18 protein-coding genes and 1 tRNA gene are annotated in these 22,601 nt (G+C 67.2%); 11 read left to right on the top strand and 8 right to left on the bottom strand.

Annotated elements, in window-relative coordinates:
- Nucleotides 1-196: 196 nt before the first annotated feature.
- The gene (locus PV773_RS09385; protein ID WP_347966296.1) at nt 197-3,226 is read left to right on the top strand and encodes an ATP-dependent Clp protease ATP-binding subunit; all 3,030 of its coding nucleotides are present in this window, start codon (nt 197-199) and stop codon (nt 3,224-3,226) included.
- A gap of 15 nt (nt 3,227-3,241) precedes the next feature.
- Here PV773_RS09385 and PV773_RS09380 read toward each other — a convergent pair whose 3' ends face one another.
- Nucleotides 3,242-3,505, bottom strand: a complete 264-nt coding sequence (locus PV773_RS09380) for a hypothetical protein (protein ID WP_347966101.1) — start codon at nt 3,503-3,505, stop codon at nt 3,242-3,244.
- Nucleotides 3,506-3,533: 28 nt separating this feature from the next.
- Nucleotides 3,534-6,203, bottom strand: coding sequence for a caspase family protein (locus PV773_RS09375; RefSeq protein ID WP_347966100.1), 2,670 nt, complete (start codon nt 6,201-6,203; stop codon nt 3,534-3,536).
- A 330-nt stretch (nt 6,204-6,533) separates the two neighbouring features.
- Here PV773_RS09375 and PV773_RS09370 point away from each other — a divergent pair, with 330 nt between their 5' ends.
- Complete coding sequence (locus tag PV773_RS09370; protein WP_347966099.1) at nt 6,534-8,507, top strand: serine/threonine-protein kinase; 1,974 nt, start codon at nt 6,534-6,536, stop codon at nt 8,505-8,507.
- Nucleotides 8,508-8,513: 6 nt separating this feature from the next.
- Here the strand turns inward: PV773_RS09370 and PV773_RS09365 are convergent, their stop codons facing one another.
- Nucleotides 8,514-9,023 carry a hypothetical protein gene (locus tag PV773_RS09365; protein WP_347966098.1) on the bottom strand — a complete coding sequence of 170 codons (510 nt, stop codon included), beginning with the start codon at nt 9,021-9,023 and terminating at the stop codon, nt 8,514-8,516.
- 240 nt (nt 9,024-9,263) lie between these two features.
- On the opposite strand from PV773_RS09365, the gene PV773_RS09360 reads away from it, so the two are divergent.
- Together PV773_RS09360 and PV773_RS09355 are read left to right on the top strand one after the other, a co-directional pair.
- Nucleotides 9,264-10,220: a trypsin-like peptidase domain-containing protein gene (locus PV773_RS09360; protein WP_347966295.1), complete on the top strand. Its 957-nt coding sequence runs from the start codon at nt 9,264-9,266 to the stop codon at nt 10,218-10,220.
- A gap of 296 nt (nt 10,221-10,516) precedes the next feature.
- Entirely contained in the window at nt 10,517-10,897 is a 381-nt protein-coding gene (locus PV773_RS09355; RefSeq protein ID WP_347966097.1) for a cupin domain-containing protein, read from the top strand.
- A gap of 241 nt (nt 10,898-11,138) precedes the next feature.
- Here the strand turns inward: PV773_RS09355 and PV773_RS09350 are convergent, their stop codons facing one another.
- The gene (locus tag PV773_RS09350; RefSeq protein WP_347966096.1) at nt 11,139-11,465 is read right to left on the bottom strand and encodes a protamine-2 (modular protein); all 327 of its coding nucleotides are present in this window, start codon (nt 11,463-11,465) and stop codon (nt 11,139-11,141) included.
- Between the two features lie 134 nt (nt 11,466-11,599).
- Nucleotides 11,600-11,689, bottom strand: a tRNA-Ser gene (locus tag PV773_RS09345).
- Nucleotides 11,690-12,098: 409 nt separating this feature from the next.
- Here PV773_RS09345 and PV773_RS09340 point away from each other — a divergent pair.
- From PV773_RS09340 to PV773_RS09310, 7 genes are all read left to right on the top strand, one after another.
- Entirely contained in the window at nt 12,099-13,394 is a 1,296-nt protein-coding gene (locus PV773_RS09340; RefSeq protein ID WP_347966095.1) for a septal ring lytic transglycosylase RlpA family protein, read from the top strand.
- A gap of 174 nt (nt 13,395-13,568) precedes the next feature.
- Complete coding sequence (locus PV773_RS09335) at nt 13,569-14,684, top strand: D-alanyl-D-alanine carboxypeptidase family protein (protein WP_347966294.1); 1,116 nt, start codon at nt 13,569-13,571, stop codon at nt 14,682-14,684.
- 117 nt (nt 14,685-14,801) lie between these two features.
- Nucleotides 14,802-15,473 carry a dTMP kinase gene (tmk, locus tag PV773_RS09330; RefSeq protein WP_347966293.1) on the top strand — a complete coding sequence of 224 codons (672 nt, stop codon included), beginning with the start codon at nt 14,802-14,804 and terminating at the stop codon, nt 15,471-15,473.
- Nucleotides 15,470-16,525, top strand: a complete 1,056-nt coding sequence (locus tag PV773_RS09325; RefSeq protein WP_347966292.1) for a DNA polymerase III subunit delta' — start codon at nt 15,470-15,472, stop codon at nt 16,523-16,525. Before tmk ends, PV773_RS09325 begins: the two co-directional genes overlap by 4 nt.
- A gap of 87 nt (nt 16,526-16,612) precedes the next feature.
- Nucleotides 16,613-18,157 (top strand): methionine--tRNA ligase, encoded by a 1,545-nt coding sequence (metG, locus tag PV773_RS09320; RefSeq protein ID WP_347966094.1) that lies wholly within the window; start codon nt 16,613-16,615, stop codon nt 18,155-18,157.
- 12 nt (nt 18,158-18,169) lie between these two features.
- The gene (locus PV773_RS09315) at nt 18,170-18,952 is read left to right on the top strand and encodes a TatD family hydrolase (RefSeq protein ID WP_347966093.1); all 783 of its coding nucleotides are present in this window, start codon (nt 18,170-18,172) and stop codon (nt 18,950-18,952) included.
- Between the two features lie 4 nt (nt 18,953-18,956).
- Nucleotides 18,957-19,775 carry an MBL fold metallo-hydrolase gene (locus PV773_RS09310; protein ID WP_347966092.1) on the top strand — a complete coding sequence of 273 codons (819 nt, stop codon included), beginning with the start codon at nt 18,957-18,959 and terminating at the stop codon, nt 19,773-19,775.
- An 864-nt stretch (nt 19,776-20,639) separates the two neighbouring features.
- Here PV773_RS09310 and PV773_RS09305 read toward each other — a convergent pair.
- From PV773_RS09305 to PV773_RS09295, 3 genes are all read right to left on the bottom strand, one after another.
- Nucleotides 20,640-21,050: a hypothetical protein gene (locus tag PV773_RS09305; RefSeq protein WP_347966091.1), complete on the bottom strand. Its 411-nt coding sequence runs from the start codon at nt 21,048-21,050 to the stop codon at nt 20,640-20,642.
- Between the two features lie 329 nt (nt 21,051-21,379).
- The gene (locus tag PV773_RS09300; protein ID WP_347966090.1) at nt 21,380-21,631 is read right to left on the bottom strand and encodes a DUF1344 domain-containing protein; all 252 of its coding nucleotides are present in this window, start codon (nt 21,629-21,631) and stop codon (nt 21,380-21,382) included.
- Nucleotides 21,632-21,782: 151 nt separating this feature from the next.
- On the bottom strand, nt 21,783-22,205 hold the full coding sequence (locus PV773_RS09295) for an OsmC family protein (RefSeq protein WP_347966089.1): 423 nt from the start codon (nt 22,203-22,205) through the stop codon (nt 21,783-21,785).
- Nucleotides 22,206-22,601: the final 396 nt, after the last annotated feature.

The raw sequence follows: 22,601 nt of genomic DNA, 5'->3' as shown, positions 1-22,601 counted from the left end.
GGTTTATCACAATTCGATGCGTGCTCAAAGTTGGGCGAAGCCATGGATTAAGCGATGGTGACCTGCATCGTGCGAATTGTTCCGGTTTCGTCTGATACCGCTAAACCCCGGCACCGCTTTGTAAACTTCCGCTTTGTGTGGCAAGCTGTCGGCAACGCAGTCCGGCCATCGGAGCAGTCCCATGGAACAAAGGGGCATGCAGCAGCGCAGGGCATCGCAGGGCGTCAAGCGCAAGGAACTCGTCGGCAAGCTCAACCCCACATGCGTGCGCGCCTTCAAGGCCGCCGCCGACACCGCGAAGCTCCGCGGCAACCCCTATGTCGAGCTCGTCCACTTCATCGAGCAGCTGGTCCTGTCCGACCGCTCCGACATGCAGATGATCCTGCGCGACGCGGGCGTCGACGCCGCGCGAATTGCCGCCGACATGACGCGCGCCGTCGACAAGCTGCCTTACGGCGCGACGTCGATCGAAGAATTCTCCGACCACATCTTCCACGCCATCCAGGAGGCGTGGAGCCTCGCCACGCTCGAATTCGGCACCGAGGAGGTGCGCAGCGCCCACATCCTGCTCGCCTGCCTCAGGACACCGGTGCTGGAAGGGCTGGTGTCGAAGATCAGCGCCGAGTTCGACAAGGTCGACGCCGACGCCGTCATCGGCCGCTTCGGCGAGGTCATGGAGGGTTCGATCGAAGCCGGCGCGCCGGTCGCCGCGCCTGCCTCCGAGACGCCGCGGCGTGCCGGGCCGGGTGGCGATTCGGCGCTCGCCAAATACGCCACCGACCTCACCCAGCGCGCCAGGGACGGCAAGATCGATCCCGTGGTCGGCCGCGATCCCGAAATCCGCCAGATCGTCGACATCCTGATGCGGCGGCGCCAGAACAACCCGATCCTCACCGGCGAGGCGGGCGTCGGCAAGACCGCCGTGGTCGAGGGCTTCGCGCTGCGCATCGCCGAGGGCGACGTGCCGCCGATGCTCGAGGACGTCAGCGTGCGCATGCTCGACGTCGGGCTGATGCAGGCGGGCGCCAGCGTCAAAGGCGAGTTCGAGAAGCGTCTGAAGGCGGTCATCGACGAGGTGCAGTCGTCCGCGGTGCCGATCATCCTGTTCATCGACGAGGCGCACACGCTGATCGGCGCCGGGGGCGCTGCCGGCACGGGCGATGCCGCCAACCTGCTCAAGCCGGCGCTGGCGCGCGGCGAGCTGCGCACCATCGCCGCCACCACCTGGGCCGAGTACAAGCAGCACATCGAGAAGGACCCCGCACTCACCCGCCGCTTCCAGGTGGTCAAGATCGAGGAGCCCGAGGAGGCCGCCGCCATCCTGATGCTGCGCGGCGTCGCCGGCATGCTGGAGAAGCACCACCAGGTGCAGATCCTCGACGAGGCGATCGAAACCGCGGTCCGGCTGTCGCACCGCTACATTCCCGCGCGCCAACTGCCCGACAAGGCCGTCAGCCTGCTCGACACGGCCTGCGCCCGCGTCGCCGTCTCGCAGCACGCCCGGCCGGGCGAGGTCGAGGACCTGATGCGCCGCAAGCAGGCGCTCGAGGTCGAGCAGGGCATCATCGGCCGCGAGGCGGCGATCGGCATAGAGGTCGACGACAGGCGCGCGCGCGTCGAAATAGGCCTGGCCGACACCGAGACGGCGCTGGCGGCCGCGCAGGTGCGCTGGGACGCCGAGAAGGCGCTTGCCGCCGAAATTCTGGAACTGCGCGCCCGGCTGCGCGGGCAGGGCGTGCCGCTCGACCCTGTGACGGGAGCTTCGGGCGCGGATGAACTTGCGCCGGAAGAAGGAGGAGAAACGCCACCAGCTTCGGCAACGGCCGACGGTTCAGGTACCCCCACCCCTAACCCCTCCCCACAAGGGGGAGGGGAGCCGGCATCGTCAGCGAATTCGATGGCAATCGCCGAGGCTGGCGAAGCGCAGGCCCGACAGGGGGAGAGGGGTGACATCGCCGAAGCGGCTGCTGCAGCCGTCGCAACCGCCGGCAATATTTCCGCGCAAGCGCAGGAATCTCCCTCCCCCTTGTGGGGAGGGGTTAGGGGTGGGGGTACGGCTACGGCCACGGGCGGGGATACCTCCGCAAGCGACACGCCGGCCAAGGGCAAGGGAGAGACAAAATCCCCGCCCTCCGATCCCGTCGCCGATCTCGCCCGGCTCAAGCAACTGATGGCGACGCTCGCCGAAGCCCAGGGCGAAGCGCCGCTGATCCTCCTGTCGGTCGACCGCAACGCGGTCGCCGCCGTAGTGCAGGACTGGACCGGCATCCCCACCGGCCGCATGCTGTCGAGCCAGACCGAGAAGGCGCTGCGCCTGGCGCAGACGCTGGCCGAGCGCGTGGTGGGCCAGGATCATGCAATGGAAATGATCGCAAAGCGCGTGCAGACCAGCCGCGCCGGCCTCGGCGCGCCGGAAAAGCCGGTCGGCGTGTTCCTGCTCTGCGGGCCGTCGGGCGTCGGCAAGACCGAGACGGCGCTGGCGCTGGCCGAGACGCTCTATGGCGGCGAGCAGAACCTCATCTCCATCAACATGTCGGAGTTTCAGGAGGCGCACACCGTCTCCACCCTCAAGGGCGCGCCGCCCGGCTATGTCGGCTACGGCAAGGGCGGCATCCTGACCGAGGCGGTCAGGCGCCGGCCCTATTCGGTGATCCTGCTCGACGAGGTCGAGAAGGCCCATCCCGACGTGCACGAGATCTTCTTCCAGGTCTTCGACAAGGGCATGATGGACGACAGCGAGGGCCGGCGCATCGACTTCAAGAACGCGCTGATCCTGCTCACCTCCAATGTCGGCTCCGAGGTCATCATGCAGAAGACCAGGAACGGCCAGCTGCGCGAGAAGGTCGAGGACCTCGACGCGGCCTTGCGGGCGCCGCTGCTCAAGGTCTTTCCCGCGGCCTTCCTCGGCCGCGTCGTGACCATCCCCTACTATCCGCTGTCGGGCGACATGATCGAGGCGATCACCCGCCACCACTTCGCCAAGATCGCGCGGCGGCTGGCGGCCAGCCACGGCGCCGAACTGGTCATCGGCGAGGGCGTGATGGAGCTCATCAAGGCGCGCTGCACCGAGATCGAATCCGGCGGCCGCATGATCGACGCGATCCTGACCAACACGCTTTTGCCGGAGTTGAGCCGCGGCGTGCTCAACCGCTCGCTCGACGGCGAAAAGCTCACGCGCGTCACCGTGGGCGCGTCAGGCGAGGGGTTCACCTACGAGTTCGGGTAGGCGTGGCCAGCGACTCTATCCGCCCCAACCACCACCGCTGTCACTGCCCTCCCTGTCCCCACGCTCGTTCGCAGCCGGAGTGGGCGGAACGATAGGCTTCTTGACCACCTTCTTCTGCACCGGTGCCGGTGCCGCCGCCACCTTCTTCACCGGCGCCTTCTTGACCTGGACCGGAGCCGGCTGGACCACGACGGGCTCCTCCGCCTTCATCATCGGGAGACACCCCGCCACCGATACGGCCGCGGTCGCCATGAGCAGCCTGAGGACGAGCGATCGCATTTCGTGTCTCCCTGTCGGTTTCGAGATTTCAAAGCATGTCGAGCCGGGGCCTTGAGGCCAGCCACTCCTTCCGAAGCAAATCGATCAACAATTGCCGCGGCTCCCGCGGCGCCGCTTCGCCAAGCACCGCATTCGCGGCTTCGCGGCTGCGCGCGCCCAAAACGCCGTCCATGTCGCCGACATCCTGCCCCATGCGCGCAAGCGCCGCCTGGACCTGCATGCCGATGTCGCGGCTGCCCATCTTGCCCAGCGCCGCCTTCGCTTCGTCGGATGCATCGGGCACGTTCTGAGACGCGCCCAGAGCCAGCAGGCGGATGACTTCGCCGTCGTCCGCCTTGAGCGACGGATTGTCCTGCAGAAGCTCCGCCGCGAACAACGCGCCCCAGGCATCGCCGCGCTCGGCGCTTTCGCGGTACCAGCGGACGAGGGTGGCAGGGTCGGCACTTTTGTTCTTCACCGCCATGCGCCCCAGCAGCCGGCCGGCATAGGGATGGCCGTTTGCGCGGGCCTTCTCGAACAGTTCGGCCGCCTTGGCGGTATCCTGCTGCACGCCACCTCCGTCGCGGTAGAGGACGCCGAGATTGACCATGCCGTAGATGTCCTGCCGCCCGGCGGATTCGGTGAAGAAGCGCAGCGCCCTGGCGTCGTCCTTCTTCACGCGCTCGCCGATGTGGTACTCCCAGCCCAGCTGGTTCATGGCATAGGTGTGGCCGGACTCGGCGGCGCCGCCCAGCAGCGCCAGGCCGCGGTCGATGTCGGTGCCGACACCGCGTCCGTCGATCAGCGCGCGGCCCAAAGCATATTGCGAATATGGGTCGCCGCGCTTGGCGGCTGCTTCATATAGCGAAACAGCTTTGCGAACGTCGCGTTTCACGCCTGCTCCCAATTGATACAACCGCCCGAGCAGATAGCTCGCCCGCACATGCCCGGCGTCGCTGGCGGCGTTGAGTTCCGAAAGCGCGGCGTCGAACTGGCCGTTCGCGTAGAGCGCGCGCGCATACTGGTACCTGAAACGCGCGACGTCCGGATATTGCCCGACCGCCGCCTTGCAGGCCGTAAGCGCCTTGGGCACGTCGATGTCGTTGGGCAGCCTGCCGTCCGACACCGCCTGGACGTCGAGCGGCTCGGCGGCAAGCGTGTCGCATTCGTTGACCGACACCGCGACCTTGATGGTGATCGGCGCGGGCGCCTGCGTCTTCACGGCCGGCGTCAGCACCACGGTCCGCACCGGCGCCGGCATTGCCTTCGGCGCGGGCAGGGGAGCCGCCGCGGGTTTGGTCTCGGTGCCCGGCTGCCCGCCGGCCGCCACCCTGGGCTCGGCGGCTTCGGCGTCGCTGACCACGCGCAGCGAAGGACGGATGCGCAGCTTGGCGATGTCCTCGACCTTGATCAGGTCGCCCTCGGACACGACGTCCTCGCCTACCGCCACCTGGGTCTCGGGATCGCGGCTTTCGAGCCGCAGCCAGCCGTTCGGCACGCTCACCGAACGCACCACCTCTTCCGGCATCGGCACGAAACCGGTGCCGATGTCCGACGCCATGGCCACCTGGATCGGCTTCGGCGCGGGCTTGGGCTTTTCCTCCTCGCCGCGCTGGATGGCGAGCGTCGGCTTGACCGGCTTCTCCGCCGTCGCCTTGGGGTCGACCACCACCTTGACGATGCCGCTGGCGCTGCGCCCGCCCTCGGTCGTGACGCTGTAGCGCACTTCGTCGGCGGTCATGTCGGCGGCCGACGGCTTGAGCATCACCCGTTCGACGTCGTCGGCCGCGATCTTGCTGTCGAGATCGAGCTTTTTGTCGTCGAGCCACAGCGAGCCCTTGTCGGGCAGCTTGGTGAAGCTCAGCCCCAGCGGCGTGTCGCCGCTGGTGATCGGCGGCGAGATGCGCAGCGCCACCTGTTCGATGCCGGGCGGCACGCGCACTTCGCGCAGGTCCTCGATGATCAGCAGGTTCTGCCGGGTGACGAAGAAGAAGGACGACGTCAGGCTCGACGTATCCCACGGCGTCTGCTTGCCGTCCGTCCGCCGCACCACCTCGGAGCGGATGTCGCTCAGCAGCTTGCGCACCTCCACGTTCGGCTTCAGCGCAAATTCGGCGAAGGTGCCGGTGAAGGGGCTGAGGTCGCCGCTGCCGTCCAGCGCCACCTGGTCGGGGGCGGTCGAATAGACGATCAGCGTGCCGGTCTCGGGCGCCACGGTGGCGAGGCCCTTCTTGCCCTCCACCGCCACCTTCTTCTGCCCGACATAGTAGGAATTGTTGGCGAAGGGGTTGGCGCGGCAGGCGTCGAGTATGGCGATCTGCAGCGACGAGGTCTCGCGCATGTATTCGAGCAGGTTCGACATGTTGTAGGCCTCGACCTCGAGGTCGTAGGAGGTCGCGAGGCTGGCGTCGACCGGGATCATGTAGTTGTTGCCGGCCACCTGCACGGCGTGCCCGCTGTAATAGAACAGGGCCACGTCGCCGTCGTTCAGCGTGCGCAGGAAGCCGAGGATCGCTTCCTCCAGGCCCTTCTTGTCGAGGTCCTTGCCCAGCGTGACCTCGAAATTCGCCCGTTCCAGCACCTCGCGGATACGGTCGGCGTCGTTCACCGCGTTGGGCAGTTGCACGAGGTTCTGGTAGGTCGAGTTGCCGATGACGAGCGCGGCCCGGCGGCCGTTCACCCCGGCGGCCGAGGCAGCGCCGACGGCAAGCACGAGCATTGCGGCGCACGCCAGGATGGCGCCGAAAAGGCGCGCAGGAAAACCGGCACTGCACCTGGGCGACAAGCCCCCGCACACCAATTGACTGCCTCCTCCATTGGGATCGCAGCGTTCACTCGGCTAGGCACGGCTTGCAGTCTCGGCTGCGAGCATCCTCCTTGCCGGGGAAGGTGTCAACGGAGTTCGCCGTAGGCGGTAAACGTCGCCTCGGGCGGGTCCGGCAGAAGGCGAGCCGGGCGCAAAATTCCGTGTTATTGTCGCGCCGTGATCCAGCACCCGCAGGTGTGAAGCAATGGCCGACCGGCGTTCGCGCATCGATGGAACAAGGTCATGACGTCGGACGACAAGACCCGCATCGCACCCGATGCCGGCGTGCGCCCCGGCGTCCAGCTCAACGGCATCTACGAGATCGACGAGCACATCGCCACCGGCGGCATGGGCGAGGTCTACCGCGGCCACAACATCCAGACCGGCGACCCCGTCGCCATCAAGGTGGTGCTGCGCGAGTTCGCCCGCGACCAGGCCATCCTGGCGCTGTTCCGCAAGGAAGCCTCGATCCTCAACCACCTCTCGCACGACGCCATCGTGCGCTACCACGTCTTCACCATCGACCCGGCGATCGGCCGGCCCTATCTCGCCATGGAGTTCGTCGACGGCCAGTCGCTGGGCGAGCGCATCCGCAAGGGCCCGCTCGACCCGCGCGAGGCGCGCAAGATGCTGGCCCGCGTCGCCTCCGGCCTGTCGGTCGCGCATGAGGCCGGGGTCATCCACCGCGACCTGTCGCCCGACAACATCGTCCTGCCCGGCGGCAATGTCGAAAAGACCAAGATCATCGACTTCGGCATCGCCCGCTCGACCAATGTCGGCGGCGGCACGCTGCTCGGCGGCAGCTTTGCCGGCAAATACAGCTTCGTCTCGCCCGAGCAGGTCGGGCTGTTCGGCGGTGAGGTCACCGAACGTTCCGACATCTACAGCCTTGGCCTCGTGCTTGCCGCCGCCCTGCGCGGCAGGCAGTTCGACATGGGCAGTTCCCCCGTCGAGGTAATCGAGAAGCGGCGCGCCGTGCCGGACCTCGGCGGCATCGACGGCGACATCAGGCCGCTGCTCGAATCCATGCTGCAGCCCGACCCGGCCGACAGGCCGCAAAGTGCCACCGAGATCGTGGAGTGGCTGCGCGAGACGAGCGGCGCGACCGCGCCGCCGCCGGCGAAGCCCGCGGCGTCGGAGCTTTCCTGGCGGCCTCCCGGCTCGGCCACGGCGCCGGGAACGCCAAGAAGTGCTCCGCCGCCGCCGGAATCGCTGTTGCCGCGCGACGCTCCCTGGCGCAACGCCCAGCGGTCGGCCAAACCCGCTCCAGCGCCTACGCCGCCGAGCCCGGCCGACACCCGCCGGGAGCCCTCGGGGCGAGGTGGCCTCGTCGCGGCGCTGGCGCTGGCCGCGCTCGTCGTTGCCGGCGGCGGCGCCTATTTTTCCGGTGCGCTCGACGGGTTGCTTGGCGGCGGCCAGGGCCAGCCGGGCGAGGGCGGCAAGCCGGCGCTCGAACCCTCGCCCCGGCCTCCTGCCGACGGCTCCACCAAGAATGTGGCTCCGGCACCTTCCGGCCAGGCCGGAACGAAACCGTCCGCCAAGCCGGCCGAACCGCCCAGGGAGGCCGCCGCCAAGCCGGCGCCGGTGCCGGCGAGCGCCGCCGACTGGCTGAAAGCCTTCGACGGCGGGCCGTGCTTCTATGCCGCCAGCGCCGACATCGGCGCCCAAAACCCGCGGATCGAGGGTTTTGCCACCTTCAGGGCGCCGTTCGACAAGCTCGGGCGCGACTTTTCCAGCGCATTCGGCAGGACGGCCACCCTGGATCCTCGCATCATCGAACGCGACCAGTGCCCCGTCGCCGACTTCCTCGAGGCGCTGCGCCCCGATGCGGCCACCAGCCCCGGGCTGGAACTCAGCAAGGACCGGCTCAAGGTCGGAGATTCGTTGCAGGGCAAGCTGACCGGGGCCGGCAAGCGCGACGTCAACCTGCTCCTCATCGGCAAGGACGGCGTGGTCTACAATTTCGCCAGCCTGCTCAAGCGGACCGATACAGGCGAAGCCACCTTCAGCATGAAGCTGTTTCCGCTCAGCGACCAGGAGGCGGGCGAGCCCGAGCCCCATCTGATCATGGCGCTTGCCAGCGACGGCGGCATCCGCGCCGCCGACATCCGCGATCCCGAGCTTGCCTCCGACCTGTTCCCCAAGATCCGCCGCGAGATCGAGGCGCGGCCCGGCATGCCGGGAATTGCGGTCGGCTATTTCCTCTTCGACCGCTGAACGCTCTCACGCCTGCTGCAGCGCTTCCGCCTCGGCGAGGGCGATGCCCATCTCGACGAAGTCGGCGAGCACCGAGCGCCTGTCGTCGAGCGCCACCCGCGCCAGCCCCATCAGGATGCCGGTGGCGACGGCCCTTGCTGCCTCGTCCTGTGGCCCGTTGCGAGCGGCCAGCGCGATCCACCCGGCCGACGTCCGGCGCTCGATCGCCTCGTCTTCGCCGAACCAAGCGTCGGACCCGCCCACCCATGCCTGCACCTCAGCGAGCAGGCCGTGGTCCTGCTCGTCCAGGAGATCGCCGAGATTGCCCAGGCATTCATGCCCCCACCAGACGGCGGCGCGGGTCGGCAGCATGCAGGCGCAGAAGCTGATCGCTTCCTCCGGCGTCCTGCCTGCGAGCAGCGCGCGGCAGAACGCCACCGACGGCCTGTCGTCGGGAACAGCCAGCATGTCGCCGGCCGCTGTGGGGCACGCCGCGAAAAGCTGCCGCGCCGTCTTGAACCTCAGTCCGTCGACCATGCCGTGCCCCGTTCGCCTGCCGAGGGAACCTGTCCGGGCGAAGTCTAGCAGGGTTTGCTTGCGCGCTCGACCCATGTGTGCGATCGCCGGCGCGAAGGGTCGCGCCCGGCAGTGTGCACAGGCAGTCCCGCCGGCTTGAACCGGCGTTCTCGCCCATCCATCTAATGCGAACAGGGCATGAACAGGCACTCCGCCGCCACGGCAAATCGCCATAGGTCGCTGCGTCTCGAGGACCGGATCATGGGCTTCATCGACAAGGACATAAGACCCGCCGACGACGGGGCGATCACCGACGCCTATTCGCGGACGGTGGCCGGCGTGGTCGACCTGGTCGGACCGGCCGTCAGCCGCATCGAGCGCCTGGGCGCCGGCGCCGGGCACGGCTCGGGCTTCGCCATCTCGTCCGACGGGCTGATCGTCACCAACAACCACGTCGTCGAGACGGCCAAGGCCGTGCGCATCACCATGCCCGACGGGCTCGTCACCGAAGGCAGGGTGCTCGGTCGCGACGTCGACACCGACATCGCGCTCATCCGCGCCGATTCCGGCGTCGGCCACTGGGCCCGCCTGGGCGACTCGAAGAACCTGCGGCGCGGCCACATCGCGGTCGCGATCGGCAACCCGCTGGGGTTCGAATGGACCGTCACCGCGGGCATCGTGTCGGCGCTCGGCCGCTCCATGCGGGCGGCCAGCGGGCGCCTCATGGACGACGTGATCCAGACCGACGCCGCGCTCAATCCGGGCAGTTCGGGCGGTCCGCTGGTTTCGTCCGGCGGCGAGGTGATCGGCGTCAACACCGCCGTCATCCAGGGCGCCCAGGGCATCGCCTTCGCGGTCGCCTCGAACACCGCGAACTTCGTCATCTCCGAGATCCTGCGCTACGGCCACGTCCGGCGCGCCTTCATCGGCATTGCCGGCGACACCATCGCGCTGCCGCGCAAGGTGGCACTCGCCGCAGGCACGAGCAGCTCCACCTCGGTGCGCGTGCGCAGGCTCGAGCCCGGCGGACCGGCCGCGCGCGGCGGGCTGCGCGAGGGCGACTACATCCTCGCCATCGGCGGCACCCCGGTCGGCGGGGTCGACGACCTCGTCAGGCTGATGGGCGGTGAAAGGATCGGCCAGGCGACCGAATTCCTGATTTTCTCGGTGGACGGCAAGATCGAAACCAGGACGCTGCTGCCCGTCGCGCGGCCTTGAAGGCGAGCAACATGGTCGCGCCGCGCGGAAAAAAGCCCGCGCTGAATGGGGATACAGCGCGGGCGAGCAAGGCTGGACCGGGGCAAAACAGAGGGTGATTGCCCCGACGAGGGTGAACATAGCCAGCCGCGGCGGCGGGCTCTTTGCGCTAGATCAAATGGTGGGCCATCTCGGAGGAAACGATCCGGCCGCAACCGTGGCTGTTCGGGGACTTCCCCCATCCATCTATTGAAGCAATTGCTAATATCAATCAGGCGTGCCAGCGTCAGGCTCCGCATCGCATATGGGAGGTTGCCATGGCCGATGGTGGAGTGAACGTCACGAAATTCGAATCCAAGTCCCACAACGCCCCGGACGAGGTCCGGGCGCCCGACAAGACCCGCGTCGAAGTGGTGCGGCTCCCCGGCTTCACGCTCGGGCGGCTCAATTTCGAGCCGGGATGGAGATGGTCCGAGTGCATCAAGCCGGTCGCCAAGACCGACAGCTGCCAGCTGTCGCATGTCGGCTACGTCGTATCCGGAACCCTGACCGTCAGATTGAACGACGGAACCCAGAAGACCTTCGAGCCGGGAACGTCCTACACGATCCCGCCCGGTCACGACGCCTGGGTGGAGGGTAAAGAGCGCTTCGTCTGCATCGAGGTCATGAGCGCCGAGCAATATGCCAAGCCGGCATAGGGCAGGGCTCTACTTGCGGGTGCATTTTTCCATGATCGGGTTTTGCCCGCGCTGTCCCTTTTCAGCGCGGGTCTTTTTTCGTGGCGGGCGCGACGGAGCAGGGGAACCGTTGCCGGCCGTCTCGCGCATACGGGGCGGAGGCCGCCCCGGCGAAGCTGATGCTGGCCGTGGCGGCGTCCCGCCGTTCAATGGTCGCAATGCCGTCAGGAAGCGGCCCGCACCGGCCGGACCTTATGCGGCACTACCACCATACCCAATACCAGACCCACACCCGCCGCCTGTAGCAGCGCCGGACGCGCCTGCCGTAGCGCCAGTAGCGCCGGCAGAGCCGCCGCCAGGCACGACGCCGGCGCCGCCGACGCCGCCGCCGTCCGCGGTGGCGCACAGGCTCGATGTCGGCCCAATCTTCGTCGTCGATGACTTCGGCGTCAGGGGCTTCGAGTTCGTCCAGAATGCCGCGACGGGCTCCCGGGATGCCCGGCATCGCGTAGGCCGGCCGCACCATGCTGGTTGCGGCGGCGGCTCCGGCCAGACCGAGCACTCCCATCAGGAATAATCGTCGATCCACTTGAACCTCCCAATCCTGTTGATGGGTCCATCAGTTCAACATGGTTCCGGCGGATTGGTTCCGAACCGGCGGTCGCCGGTGGTCGTTGCGAGATTGGCTGATTTGCCGGCTGGCGGGCAACGCCCCAGCACGACTGGCGGAAGAGGTGGGATTCGAACCCACGGTGAACTCGCGCCCACGCCGGTTTTCAAGACCGGTGCCTTAAACCGCTCGGCCACTCTTCCAGGGCTTTGACTGCAGGTTGCGAGCGACGAACGCTGCGACCGCTCAAGGCCTTCGTGGCGCGCTTGTAGCGCCCGCGGGTTCGCCGCGTCAACTTGTTCGGCTCGGGTTTCGCTTCGGCCGCACCGGGCAGCGGCGTTGCCGTCGCAGCCGAGCGCGAGGCCGCTTGCGCGTCCCATCCGGCCGATGCAGCGGCCGAACCGTACCCGACCACGGGGCGGGGCATGCAAGCCACATTCGCGCCACAATTGCGCCCGGATCGAACCACACTCGATTAATACGCTGGCAAGCATTTCCTGCGCACAAGGTTCAGGGGTCGTGCGCGGCAACTGTTTTTCAATGTGTAGAGCGCCGTGACGGTCTGATTCGACGGCCGGCGGACGAGTAGAAGTGCAGGGGACATCTGGGGCGATGCAGCATACCGCGCGCAAGAGGCTCGGCCGCACGGCCAGGTTCGTCGCACTCGCCGCCACCGCGGCCTTCGTCGCCGGCTGCGCTGCCCCGAGCTTCGTTGCCTCCAAGAAGCGCTCGAAGGAATACTTCGCCGAATCCGAATATGGCGTGAAGGCGAGCCCGCGCGTCACCACCAAACTCTCCGGCCTGCCGCGCGGCGGTGGCCGCGACCAGCTCGGCAGCCCCTACAAGGTGCGGGGCAAGTGGTATTATCCCAAGGAAGACCCCGCCTATGTCGCGGTCGGCCCCGCCTCCTGGTACGGCGACGCCTTCCACGGCCGCCTGACCGCCAATGGCGAAGTCTACGACATGACCAATCTCACGGCGGCCCATCCGACCATGCCGCTGCCGAGCTACGCCCGGGTCACCAACACGGCCAACGGCAATTCGGTGATCGTGCGCGTCAACGACCGCGGTCCCTATTCCGACGGGCGCGTCATCGACCTGTCCAAGCGCGCGGCCGAAATGCTCGGCTATGCCCGCAGCGGAACCGCCAACGTCCAGGTCGAATATGTCGGCCGCGCACCGCTCGACGGCCAGGACGACCAGTACCTGCTCGCCTCCTACAGGCCGGGCCCCGGCATGGGCGACCCGACCAACGACGGCCTGCCCACCGGCGTCATGGTGGCGATGAACGGCCCGACCCCGAGCGTCGGCGTCGGCGCCGCGTTCCCGGCCGCGATGGCCGAAAGCGCGCCGGTCCCGGTGATCCAGGCAAACGTGCCGGTCAACACGCTCGCCGCCCAGGCGGCCCAGTTCGAGCAGCAGCCCGCGATGGCGGCCCAGGACGGCTATGCCACCCAGGATGATGGCTATGTCGACGTCGTGCTGCCGGACTTCGGCCCGATCGCGCCGGAGCGGCCCGACGGCATGACCCGCATGGCCATCAACACGCTGTCCTATGCCAGCGAACGCGTCGCCGGCGCCTCCCGGGCCTTCGATGCGCTGCAAGGGCAGGCGATGTCCTCGGACGACATCGTCAATTCGTGGAAGCGGCTCAACCCGGGTCCGCGCGCCGCCGAGCCGAAATTCGAGGCCTATGTCGCGGCCGGCACCTTCGACAGCGACAAGGTGGCGCGGCGCATCGCCGACGAGCTTGCCGCCTTCGGCCGCACGGCGATCGAGCAGACCGAAATGGACGGCAAGACCTGGTATTCGGTCGAACTCTATTCCGACGGCCGCAACTCCCTCGACGCGATGCTGAAGGCGGCATGGTCGCATGGTGCGCCCGACGCATTCGCGGTCCACGACTGACCGGTCCTTTCCGGCCATGCAGCCTGTGGCTATCTGCCCGGTCACGGTTGCGGGGCGCGGTCGAAGCCTGTTAGTCTCAATTCGCTCGACCGGAATACGAGGCCGAACGGGGCAGAATCTCCAATGACTTCCAGAAAATCCGCGACCGGTGTCCTGTTGGCCGGCTTGCTCGCAATGCTCGTCCTGGTCGGCCAGGCGCATGCGCAAATGTTCGAGACCAAGGCCACGCAGGCCTACATGATCGATGCCGAGACCGGCACCGTGCTGTTCTCCAAGGAACCCGACAAGCTGTTCACGCCGGCCTCGCTCGCCAAGATCATGACGATGGAGGTGGTGTTCGACGCGCTGAAGAACGGCCGCTACAAGCTCGACGACACCTTCGCCGTCAGCGAGAACGCCTGGCGCACCGGCGGAGCGGCCTCGCGGGCGACGACCATGTTCGCCGCCGTGCGCTCGCAGATCCGCATCGAGGACCTCATCAAGGGCGTGACCGTGCAGGTGGCCAACGACGGCTGCATCGTGCTGGCCGAAGGCATGGCCGGCTCCGAGGCGAACTTCGCCCTGCAGATGACCGAGCGGGCACGCGCCATCGGCCTGGAGAAGTCGGCCTTCGCCAATTCCACCGGCCTGCCGGCGCCCGGCCAGCAGACCACGGTGCGCGAGCTCGCCCAGCTGGCGCTGCACCTGTGGCGCACCTATCCCGAATATTATCGCTATTACAGCCTGCCGGATTTCACCTGGAACAAGATCCTGCAGCGCAACCGCAATCCGCTGGTCGCCATGGATTTCGGCGCCGACGGACTGGCGACCGGCTTCACCGAGGGCGAGGGCTTCTCCATCGTGGCGTCCGTCAACCGCGACGGCCGGCGCCTGTTCCTGGCGATGGCCGGCATGGCCAGCGACCGCGAGCGCTCCGAAGAGACGCGCAAGCTGCTCGACTGGGGCCTGCGCGCCTTCGAGAAGACCGAGATCTTCGCCGCCGACGAGACCGTGGGCGACGCGCAGGTGTTCGGCGGCACCAAGTCGCACGTGCGGCTGGTCGCGCAGAAGCCCATCACGATCTTCCTGCCGACCGCCAGCCGCGAGCGCCTGGTCGCGCGCGTCGTCTACAACGGGCCGGTGTCGGCCCCGGTCGAGAAGGGCACCCCGATCGGCTCGCTCAAGGTCTGGATCGGCGACACGCTGAGCCAGGAGACGCCGCTTTTCGCTGCCGAGACGGTCGGCGTCGGCTCGCTGCAGAGCCGCGCGCTCGATGCCGTCAAGGAACTCGCCATCGGCTGGATGCGATAGGCCGGTGGACCTTTGCCGGTCTCGACTGTAGAGCAACGGCACCTACATGTGTCGTACGGCGCTCGCGCATGTGTTGCGGGGCGCGGCGGGCACGCGACAGACAAGAAGGGCATCGAAGTGGCGCGCGGCTTCTTCATCACATTCGAAGGCGGGGAAGGGGCGGGCAAGTCGACCCAGATCGAACGCCTCGCCGCCAGGCTACGCGACAAGCGCTACGACATCGTCGTCACGCGCGAGCCGGGCGGTTCACCCGGCGCCGAGGCCGTCCGCCACGTGCTCCTGTCGGGCGCTGCCGAGCCGTTCGGCCCAAAGATGGAGGCGCTGCTCTTCGCTGCGGCCCGCTCCGACCATGTCGAGCAGGTCATCCGCCCGGCGGTGGAGCGTGGCGCCATCGTGCTCTGCGACCGCTTCATCGATTCGTCGCGCGTCTACCAGGGCGTCACCGGCAATCTCGACCCCGACTTCATGGCGACCGTCGAGCGCGTCGCCATCAACGGCATGATGCCCGACATGACGCTGATCCTCGACCTCGACCCCGAGGAGGGGCTCAGGCGCGCCACCGCCCGGCGTGGCCAGGACGTGGCCGACCGCTTCGAGAAGGAGACTGTCGACGTCCACCGCCGCCGCCGCGACGCCTATCTCGCCATCGCCGCAAGCGAGCCCGAGCGCTGCCGGGTGATCGACGCGGCACAGCCAGCGGAGACGGTCGAGAATGCGGTCACGGAAGCGGTGTTTGCCGCCCTTGAGGCGCACGCCGCCAGCGGCAGCCGGGCGAGGGCGGACGCCTGATGCTCGAACGCCTTGCCCCCGAACAGCACGACACGCTCGACGAGGTGCCGGAGCCGTCCGAAAACCCGCATCTGTTTGGCCACGAACAGGCGGCTTCCATGCTGGCCGCTGCCTATCGCGCCGGCAAGCTGCCGCATGCGCTGATCCTTGCCGGTCCCGTCGGCATCGGCAAGGCGACGCTCGCCTTCCATCTGGCGCACTATCTGCTGACCAATCCGGACCACAGGACGGCCCCGGAGGCGTTCACGGCCCCCAATCCACAGTCGGCCCTGTTCCGCCAGGTCGCCTCCGGCGCACACCCCGGCGTGTTGCATCTCACGCGCCCGCAGAACGACAAGACCAAGGGCTTCAAGTCCGTGGTCACCGTCGACGAGATCCGCAAGGTCTCGCGCTTCCTGTCGATGACCTCGCACGACGGCAGTTACCGGGTCGTCGTCGTCGACCCGGCCGACGACATGAACACCAATGCCGCCAATGCCTTGCTCAAGAACCTCGAGGAGCCGCCGGCGCGCACGCTGTTCATCCTTATCGTGCACGCCCCCGGCAGCTTGCTGCCCACCATCCGCTCGCGCTGCCAGACGGTCCGGCTGACGCCGCTCGACGACGAAAGCCTGCTTTCGGCGCTGGATTCGGCAGGGCAGCCCGCACCGGATGAGCCGCAGGCGCGGGCAGCACTGGTGGAGCGGGCAGGGGGCAGCGTCAGGGCGGCCATCCTGCTCACCCAGTATGGCGGGCTGGAGATCGCCGAGGCGCTCGACCGCGTCGTCGGTAACGGCCACGCCGGCATCGCCGCCGCGCACAAGCTCGCCGACGCCGTGGCGGGGCGGGACAGTTCGATCCAGTTCGACATCTTCAACCGTAGGGCGCTCGATCTGCTGGCCGACACGGCTTCGGAAGCTGCGCGCAACTCCGACCTGCCGCGCGCCAAGGCGCTGTCCGACGCTTGGCACGACGCGCAGAACGCGATATCCGAGACCGAAACCTACAACCTCGACAAGAAGCAGCACGTCCTGGCCATGATCGACCGCCTGAATGCCGCGATGCGAATGTGACGCCCGGCCGAGCCGGGTGGCATTCGGCCGCCCGATGCGTTATCTGACCCGCGACACGTTTCATTCAGACATTGACGACGGCCTCCCATGTCCCGCGAAAAATTCTACATCACCACCGCGATCTCCTATCCCAACGGCAAGCCGCACATCGGCCACGCCTACGAGCTGATCGCCACCGACGCGCTGGCACGCTTCCAGCGCCATGACGGCAAGGACGTCTTCTTCCTCACCGGCACCGACGAGCACGGCATCAAGATGCTCCAGACGGCCAATCGGGAAGGTATCTCCGCGCGCGAGCTTGCCGACCGGAATTCCGGCGAATTCAAGAAGATGGCGACGCTTCTGAATGCGTCGAACGATGACTTCATCCGCACCACCGAAGAGCGCCACTACGCTGCCTCGCAGGCCATCTGGAAGGCGATGGCCGACAGGGGCGACATCTACCAGAGCAGCTATGCCGGCTGGTATTCGGTGCGCGACGAAGCCTATTACGGCGAGGAAGAGACCGAGCTCCGCCCCGACAACATCCGCTACGGCCCGCAGGGCACGCCGGTGGAGTGGGTCGAGGAGGAGAGCTACTTCTTCCGCCTCTCGGCCTACCAGGACAAGCTGCTTCAGCTCTACGAGAACCAGCCCGACTTCATCGGCCCCAACGAGCGCCGCAACGAGGTGATGAGTTTCGTCCGCTCCGGCCTCAAGGACCTGTCGATCTCGCGCACGACCTTCGACTGGGGCGTGCCGGTGCCGGGCGACGAGAAGCACGTCATGTACGTCTGGGTCGACGCGCTGACCAACTACATCACCGCCGCCGGCTATCCCGACACGGGGGCCGACAAGTGGGGATTCTGGCCGGCCAACGTGCACATCATCGGCAAGGACATCGTCCGCTTCCACGCCGTCTACTGGCCTGCTTTCCTGATGTCGGCCGGCATCGAGCTGCCGAAGCGCGTCTTCGGCCACGGCTTCCTGTTCAACCGCGGCGAGAAGATGTCGAAGTCGCTCGGCAACGTCATCGACCCGTTCACCATGGTCGAGCACTACGGCCTCGACCAGGTGCGTTATTTCTTCCTGCGCGAGGTGCCGTTCGGCCAGGACGGCAGCTACAGCCACGAGGCGATCGTCAACCGCACCAACGCCGACCTCGCCAACGACCTCGGCAATTTGGCGCAGCGTTCGCTGTCGATGATCGCCAAAAACTGCGGCGGCGTGGTGCCTGAGCGCGGCACGCTCGCCGACGCCGACAAGGCGATCCTCGACCAGGCGGTGGCAGCGCTTGCGACCGCACGCAAGGCGATGGCGGAGCAGGGGATCCACCACGCACTTGCCGCGATCTTCGCGGTGGTCGCCGAGGCCAACCGCTACTTCGCCGGCCAGGAGCCCTGGGCCCTGAAGAAGACCGATCCGGCGCGCATGGAAACGGTGCTGTGGACCACCGCCGAGGTGATCCGCCGCGTCGGCATCATGTGCCAGCCGTTCATCCCGGGTTCGGCGACCAAGCTCCTCGACCTGCTGGACGTCAGCGAGCGCGACTTCGCCCATGTCGACGAAAAGCACGCACTGGTTCCGGGTGCCGCGCTGCCTGCGCCGCAGCCCGTGTTCCCGCGCTATGTCGAGCCGGCGGCGGAAGCCTGAGGCGGTCGAGAAATGCTTGTCGACAGTCATTGCCATCTCGACTTTCCCGACTTCGCCGAGGAGCGCGCGGCCGTCGTCGCGCGCGCCAGGGCGGCCGGCGTCGAACGCATGGTCACCATCTCGACACGGGTGAAGCGGTTCCCGCAAGTCCTTGCGATCGCCGAAGAGTTCGACGAGGTCTACTGCTCGGTCGGAACCCATCCGCACAACGCCGGCGAAGAGCTGGACGTGACCGCGGCCGAACTCGTCAGGCTGGCCGGGCACCCGAAGGTCGTGGCGATCGGCGAGGCGGGTCTCGACTATTTCTACGACAAGGCGCCGCGCGATGCCCAGGCGAAGGGGCTGCGCACGCACATTGCGGCTGCCCGCGAAACCGGGCTGCCGCTGGTCATCCATGCGCGCCAGGCCGACGAGGACATGGCGGCGATTCTGACGGAAGAGACGGGGAAGGGCGCCTTCCCCTTCATCCTGCACTGCTTCTCCTCCGGCGCCGGGCTGGCCCGCGCCGGCGTCGCACTGGGCGGCTATGTGTCGTTCTCCGGCATCCTGACCTTCAAGAACTCGGCCGACCTGCGCGACATCGCAAGGGACGTGCCGCGCGACCGGCTGCTGGTCGAGACCGATGCGCCGTATCTCGCGCCGATCCCGCACCGCGGCAAGCGCAACGAGCCGGCTTACGTCGCCAACACTGCCGCCGTGCTCGCCGAAACCATAGGCGTGAGCGCCGAAGAGATTGCCGCGATCACCACGGACAACTTCTTCCGCCTGTTCACCAAGATGCCGAGACCGGCCTGACGCCATGGCTGATGTGCTGCGCCTCACCATCCTGGGCTGCGGCTCTTCGCCGGGCACGCCGCGCATCACCGGCGACTGGGGCGCCTGCGACCCGGCCAATCCGCGGAACCGGCGCACCCGCGCGGCCGCCATGGTCGAGCGCATCTCGGACGCCGGCACCACGCGTGTCATCATCGACACCGGCCCCGATTTCCGCAGCCAGATGCTTGCCGCCGGCGTCAGGCATATCGACGGCGTCGTTTACACCCATCCGCACGCCGACCACATCCACGGCATCGACGATTTGCGCGGCTACGTGCTCGAGCGCGGCAGCCTGATCGACATCTGGGCCGACGATTTCACCCTCGAACGCCTGAACCAGGCCTTCGGCTACTGCATCGAGACGCCGCTCGGCAGCTCCTATCCGCCGATCGTGCGGCCGAACCAGATCCGCCACGACAGACCGTTCGTCGTGGAAGGAGAGGGGGGTCCCCTCACCTTTTTGCCGCTGCCGCAGATCCACGGCGACATCGTTTCGCTCGGCTTCCGCATCGGGCCGATCGCCTATTGCTCGGATGTCAGCGACTTTCCCGAAACCACGGCAGCACTGATGTCCGGGCTCGAGCTGCTGGTCGTCGACGCGCTCCAGCACAAGCCGCATGTCAGCCATCTGTCGCTGTCGGAGGCGCTGCAGTGGATCGACCGGCTACAGCCCGCGCAAGCGGTGCTGACCCATATGCACGTGCCGCTCGACTACGCCGCGGTGATGGCCGCGACGCCGCCGCACGTGGAGCCGGCCTATGACGGCATGGCGATCGAAATCGCTTTTGGCACAGGCGCATAGCACAAAGTCTTGAGTCTCACGATCGGCGCCCAGCTGGTTCGCAACTACGCCAAGAAGGCCATCGGCGTCGAGCCTACGACGGAGCCTCGTGGTCAGCGTCGTTTGCGCTGCTGCAGCCTGCGCCTCTTAGGATTGCCGCTGGCGAAGCCTCTGACAGCAGTCTGACCCGCCGCTGAATTGATGATCAGCTGTTGCGCGCTGTATCGCTTCCCGATACCTGCCGCGGCAACGTGCGTGTTCCATAATCTATCTTATGCGACCAGTATAGACAAATCCCCTGACCGGTCTTCGCAGTCAGATCGATGTGTCTGCGCTGCCCAAGCTGCCCAATGAGGCCCTGCTCCTCGAGCCCCAAGCGCCACGATAGTCGCGCGACAGCGATCGTATGTGCCACCCAGCCCAGCCGAACGTCGAGCCGGCTGAGTTGGTGGCGCGCCGGCTTGTCGGCTGAGACGCGGCATTCGGGTGCGCCATCGCAAGAGCCAGTTCCAAATGGAACTTCCTTCCCTGGCAGCCGTTAGCCATGACGTTGGCTTCTGAGGAGTAACTGTCATGGGACGCGCTTTGTTGTTCTGGCTGATCGGCGTGCCGATTCCTTTGATTATTCTGTTTCTTCTGTTCTGGAATTGATTTCTGGACATCAGATATTTCGTGAACATGCCAACGTGGGGCATTGTTCACAGTTGTCGGCGGTCGTTGCCTCGACGCCCCAGCAAGGTCTTCCAGTGTGAAGGAAGCGGGCTCTCCTGTGCCGGCACCATGAAAAAGCCGCGCCCAAAGGCGCGGCTGAACTTGCGCCCAGTCGTGGCAATCAGAGAAGGCAAGGGAAGCGCGACCGCTTCCCTGAAGCTGCGACCGGCCGGCTCAGGCGAAGAACGCCTTGATGCGCGGCCACAGGCCGATGGCTGCGCGAACACGGCGTGCGGCATTTCCGGACCGGACGGCGCTGCCGAAGTGGCAGTTGCAGACGATGTCGTGCAGTTGCCTGTCCGAGAGCTCGAAGAACCGTTTGGCTTCGCCATAGCTGTCGTCGGCGAGGCCCGCGGCACGCATCGTCATGTCGTCGAAAGCGACCGTCATCGGCGAGCCGCTGACGCGCATGGTCTGGCGCGCGCCGCTGGGCGCATATTCGGTGCCCGACAGCGTTCCCAGCCTGCGCTCGGGATCGCGTTCGAGCAGCTCGGCCCAGCGTTCCAGCCGCTCGGTTCTGGTCATTGTCGGCGCGGCTTGGATGTCGGCGAGAGCTTGCAATTGTTCGATCGTTTGATGCTTCATTTTCGCCTCCTGATCGACCAAGGAAATGAAGCGCCTCCGGGCGCATCCTGCGGGACGGAGAACGCTTCCCCTTCAACTCTCCACCGGGATGCGCAGTTCCGTAGGGCACGCAAAAAAGCCGCCGCTCGCGAAGCCGGCACCGCGGCCGACCGCGGGGGCCGCAACCTGTGGTCGCGACAGCGCGGAGTCGGGCGGCGCTTGGTTCTCGAGGGGCGCGGCCCTTCCCTGCCCGACGCGCCTTCGCCGGCGCCGCGGGTTCGCCATACCAACGAGGCCCGCCAGGTCCTGGCGGGCCTCGTCTCTGTCCGTCGTCGCAAAGGATGCCGAGCCTACATTGCAGACGTCATCACCGCTTCAACCTTGGTCGCGTCGTCGTCACTGACGGTAATGGTGATCTTCTGGCCTACAGCCAGGTCGGCTGGAAGTGCCACGTCGGCCGGCACGGTATAGCTCTTGCCGTCCTCGAGCATGATCACCCGCGTGTCCTTGTTGAATTCCTTGATGACGCCTTCGGCGGTGGCTGCAAATGCGCCGCCGGCGAACAGGGCGAGGGTTCCAAGCGCCAAAATGAGCTTTCTCATCTGGTGTCTCCTTGTTGGCTCGTTTCATCCCTTCCGGGTCGTCAACGTCCAACAAGGCCAGAGGTTGCCGGTGTCTGGTCGCGGCCGCCCGCGCTCAGGCGCAGGCCTCGCCCGGCGCGTCCGGTTGCGGCGCGCCTGGGCTGCTGCGCCCTCAGCCGGCGGTCTCGACCACTTCGAAGTCGTGGGTGATCGTGGCCGTCTTGGCCATCATCGCCGACGCCGAGCAATACTTCTCGACCGAAAGCTCGATGGCGCGCTTGACCTTGTCGTGCGAAAGCCCCCTGCCCTTGACGATGTAGTGCATGTGGATCTTCGTGAACACTTTCGGCTCGGTGTCGGCACGGTCCGCCTCGACCTCGACCACGACGTCCTCGACCGCCTCGCGGCCCTTTTCGAGGATGTGCACGACGTCATAGGCTGAGCAGCCGCCGGTGCCGATCAGCACCAGTTCCATCGGGCTCGGCCCGGGCGTCCTGCCCTCGGCTCCATGAGAGGTTCCCAGCACGAGCTTGTGGCCTGTGCCGGACTCGCCGACGAAAGTGCGGTCCTCGACCCATTTGATGCGTGCTTTCACGGGAAAATATCCTTCTACCTCAAAAAAATATTCCTGCGGGCAGCGGCCCCGCAGGTTCCGTCGAGTCAGCTAGCGCGACCGGCCGGTATGCGCAAGGCGCAGCAGCGGAGATGACCCGCAAGTTGCTTCGTCCTCGATCGCTTTTGCGCTCGGGACCTCCCCGAGGAGGGCGTCGCGCTGCCTCGGACGACCCCACCCCGATCCGCTGCGCGGATCGACCCTCCCCTCGAGGGGGAGGGAAACGTTGCGCACTTCACCTGCGCCACGCTCGCTCTCGCGCCTGGCCATTGTCAAAGAACACTCCCGTTGCCGGGAGGTAGTTCGGGAAGCGGGGCGCGAGGCCGAGCCTGCCGATAATCTAGTAACGTGGCGCGACGTCCGCGCCCCGCCCGGCTG

The sequence above is a fragment of the Mesorhizobium sp. CC13 genome, assembly GCF_039907765.1.
Taxonomy (GTDB): domain Bacteria; phylum Pseudomonadota; class Alphaproteobacteria; order Rhizobiales; family Rhizobiaceae; genus Aminobacter.
The sequence above is the reverse complement of the archived record's forward strand: the minus strand, read 5'-3'. Positions and strand labels throughout refer to the sequence as shown.

Excerpts from the sequence above, each read along its gene's own strand:
- PV773_RS09335 (WP_347966294.1), top strand. The coding sequence starts at position 13,569 with ATGCTCGTCCTGGTCGGCCAGGCGCATGCGCAAATGTTCGAGACCAAG.
- PV773_RS09310 (WP_347966092.1), top strand. The coding sequence starts at position 18,957 with ATGGCTGATGTGCTGCGCCTCACCATCCTGGGCTGCGGCTCTTCGCCG.
- PV773_RS09315 (WP_347966093.1), top strand. The coding sequence starts at position 18,170 with ATGCTTGTCGACAGTCATTGCCATCTCGACTTTCCCGACTTCGCCGAG.
- PV773_RS09305 (WP_347966091.1), bottom strand. The coding sequence starts at position 21,050 with ATGAAGCATCAAACGATCGAACAATTGCAAGCTCTCGCCGACATCCAA.
- metG (WP_347966094.1), top strand. The coding sequence starts at position 16,613 with ATGTCCCGCGAAAAATTCTACATCACCACCGCGATCTCCTATCCCAAC.
- PV773_RS09300 (WP_347966090.1), bottom strand. The coding sequence starts at position 21,631 with ATGAGAAAGCTCATTTTGGCGCTTGGAACCCTCGCCCTGTTCGCCGGC.
- PV773_RS09375 (WP_347966100.1), bottom strand. The coding sequence starts at position 6,203 with ATGCTCGTGCTTGCCGTCGGCGCTGCCTCGGCCGCCGGGGTGAACGGC.
- PV773_RS09355 (WP_347966097.1), top strand. The coding sequence starts at position 10,517 with ATGGCCGATGGTGGAGTGAACGTCACGAAATTCGAATCCAAGTCCCAC.
- PV773_RS09370 (WP_347966099.1), top strand. The coding sequence starts at position 6,534 with ATGACGTCGGACGACAAGACCCGCATCGCACCCGATGCCGGCGTGCGC.
- PV773_RS09380 (WP_347966101.1), bottom strand. The coding sequence starts at position 3,505 with ATGCGATCGCTCGTCCTCAGGCTGCTCATGGCGACCGCGGCCGTATCG.
- PV773_RS09340 (WP_347966095.1), top strand. The coding sequence starts at position 12,099 with ATGCAGCATACCGCGCGCAAGAGGCTCGGCCGCACGGCCAGGTTCGTC.
- PV773_RS09385 (WP_347966296.1), top strand. The coding sequence starts at position 197 with ATGCAGCAGCGCAGGGCATCGCAGGGCGTCAAGCGCAAGGAACTCGTC.
- PV773_RS09360 (WP_347966295.1), top strand. The coding sequence starts at position 9,264 with ATGGGCTTCATCGACAAGGACATAAGACCCGCCGACGACGGGGCGATC.
- PV773_RS09365 (WP_347966098.1), bottom strand. The coding sequence starts at position 9,023 with ATGGTCGACGGACTGAGGTTCAAGACGGCGCGGCAGCTTTTCGCGGCG.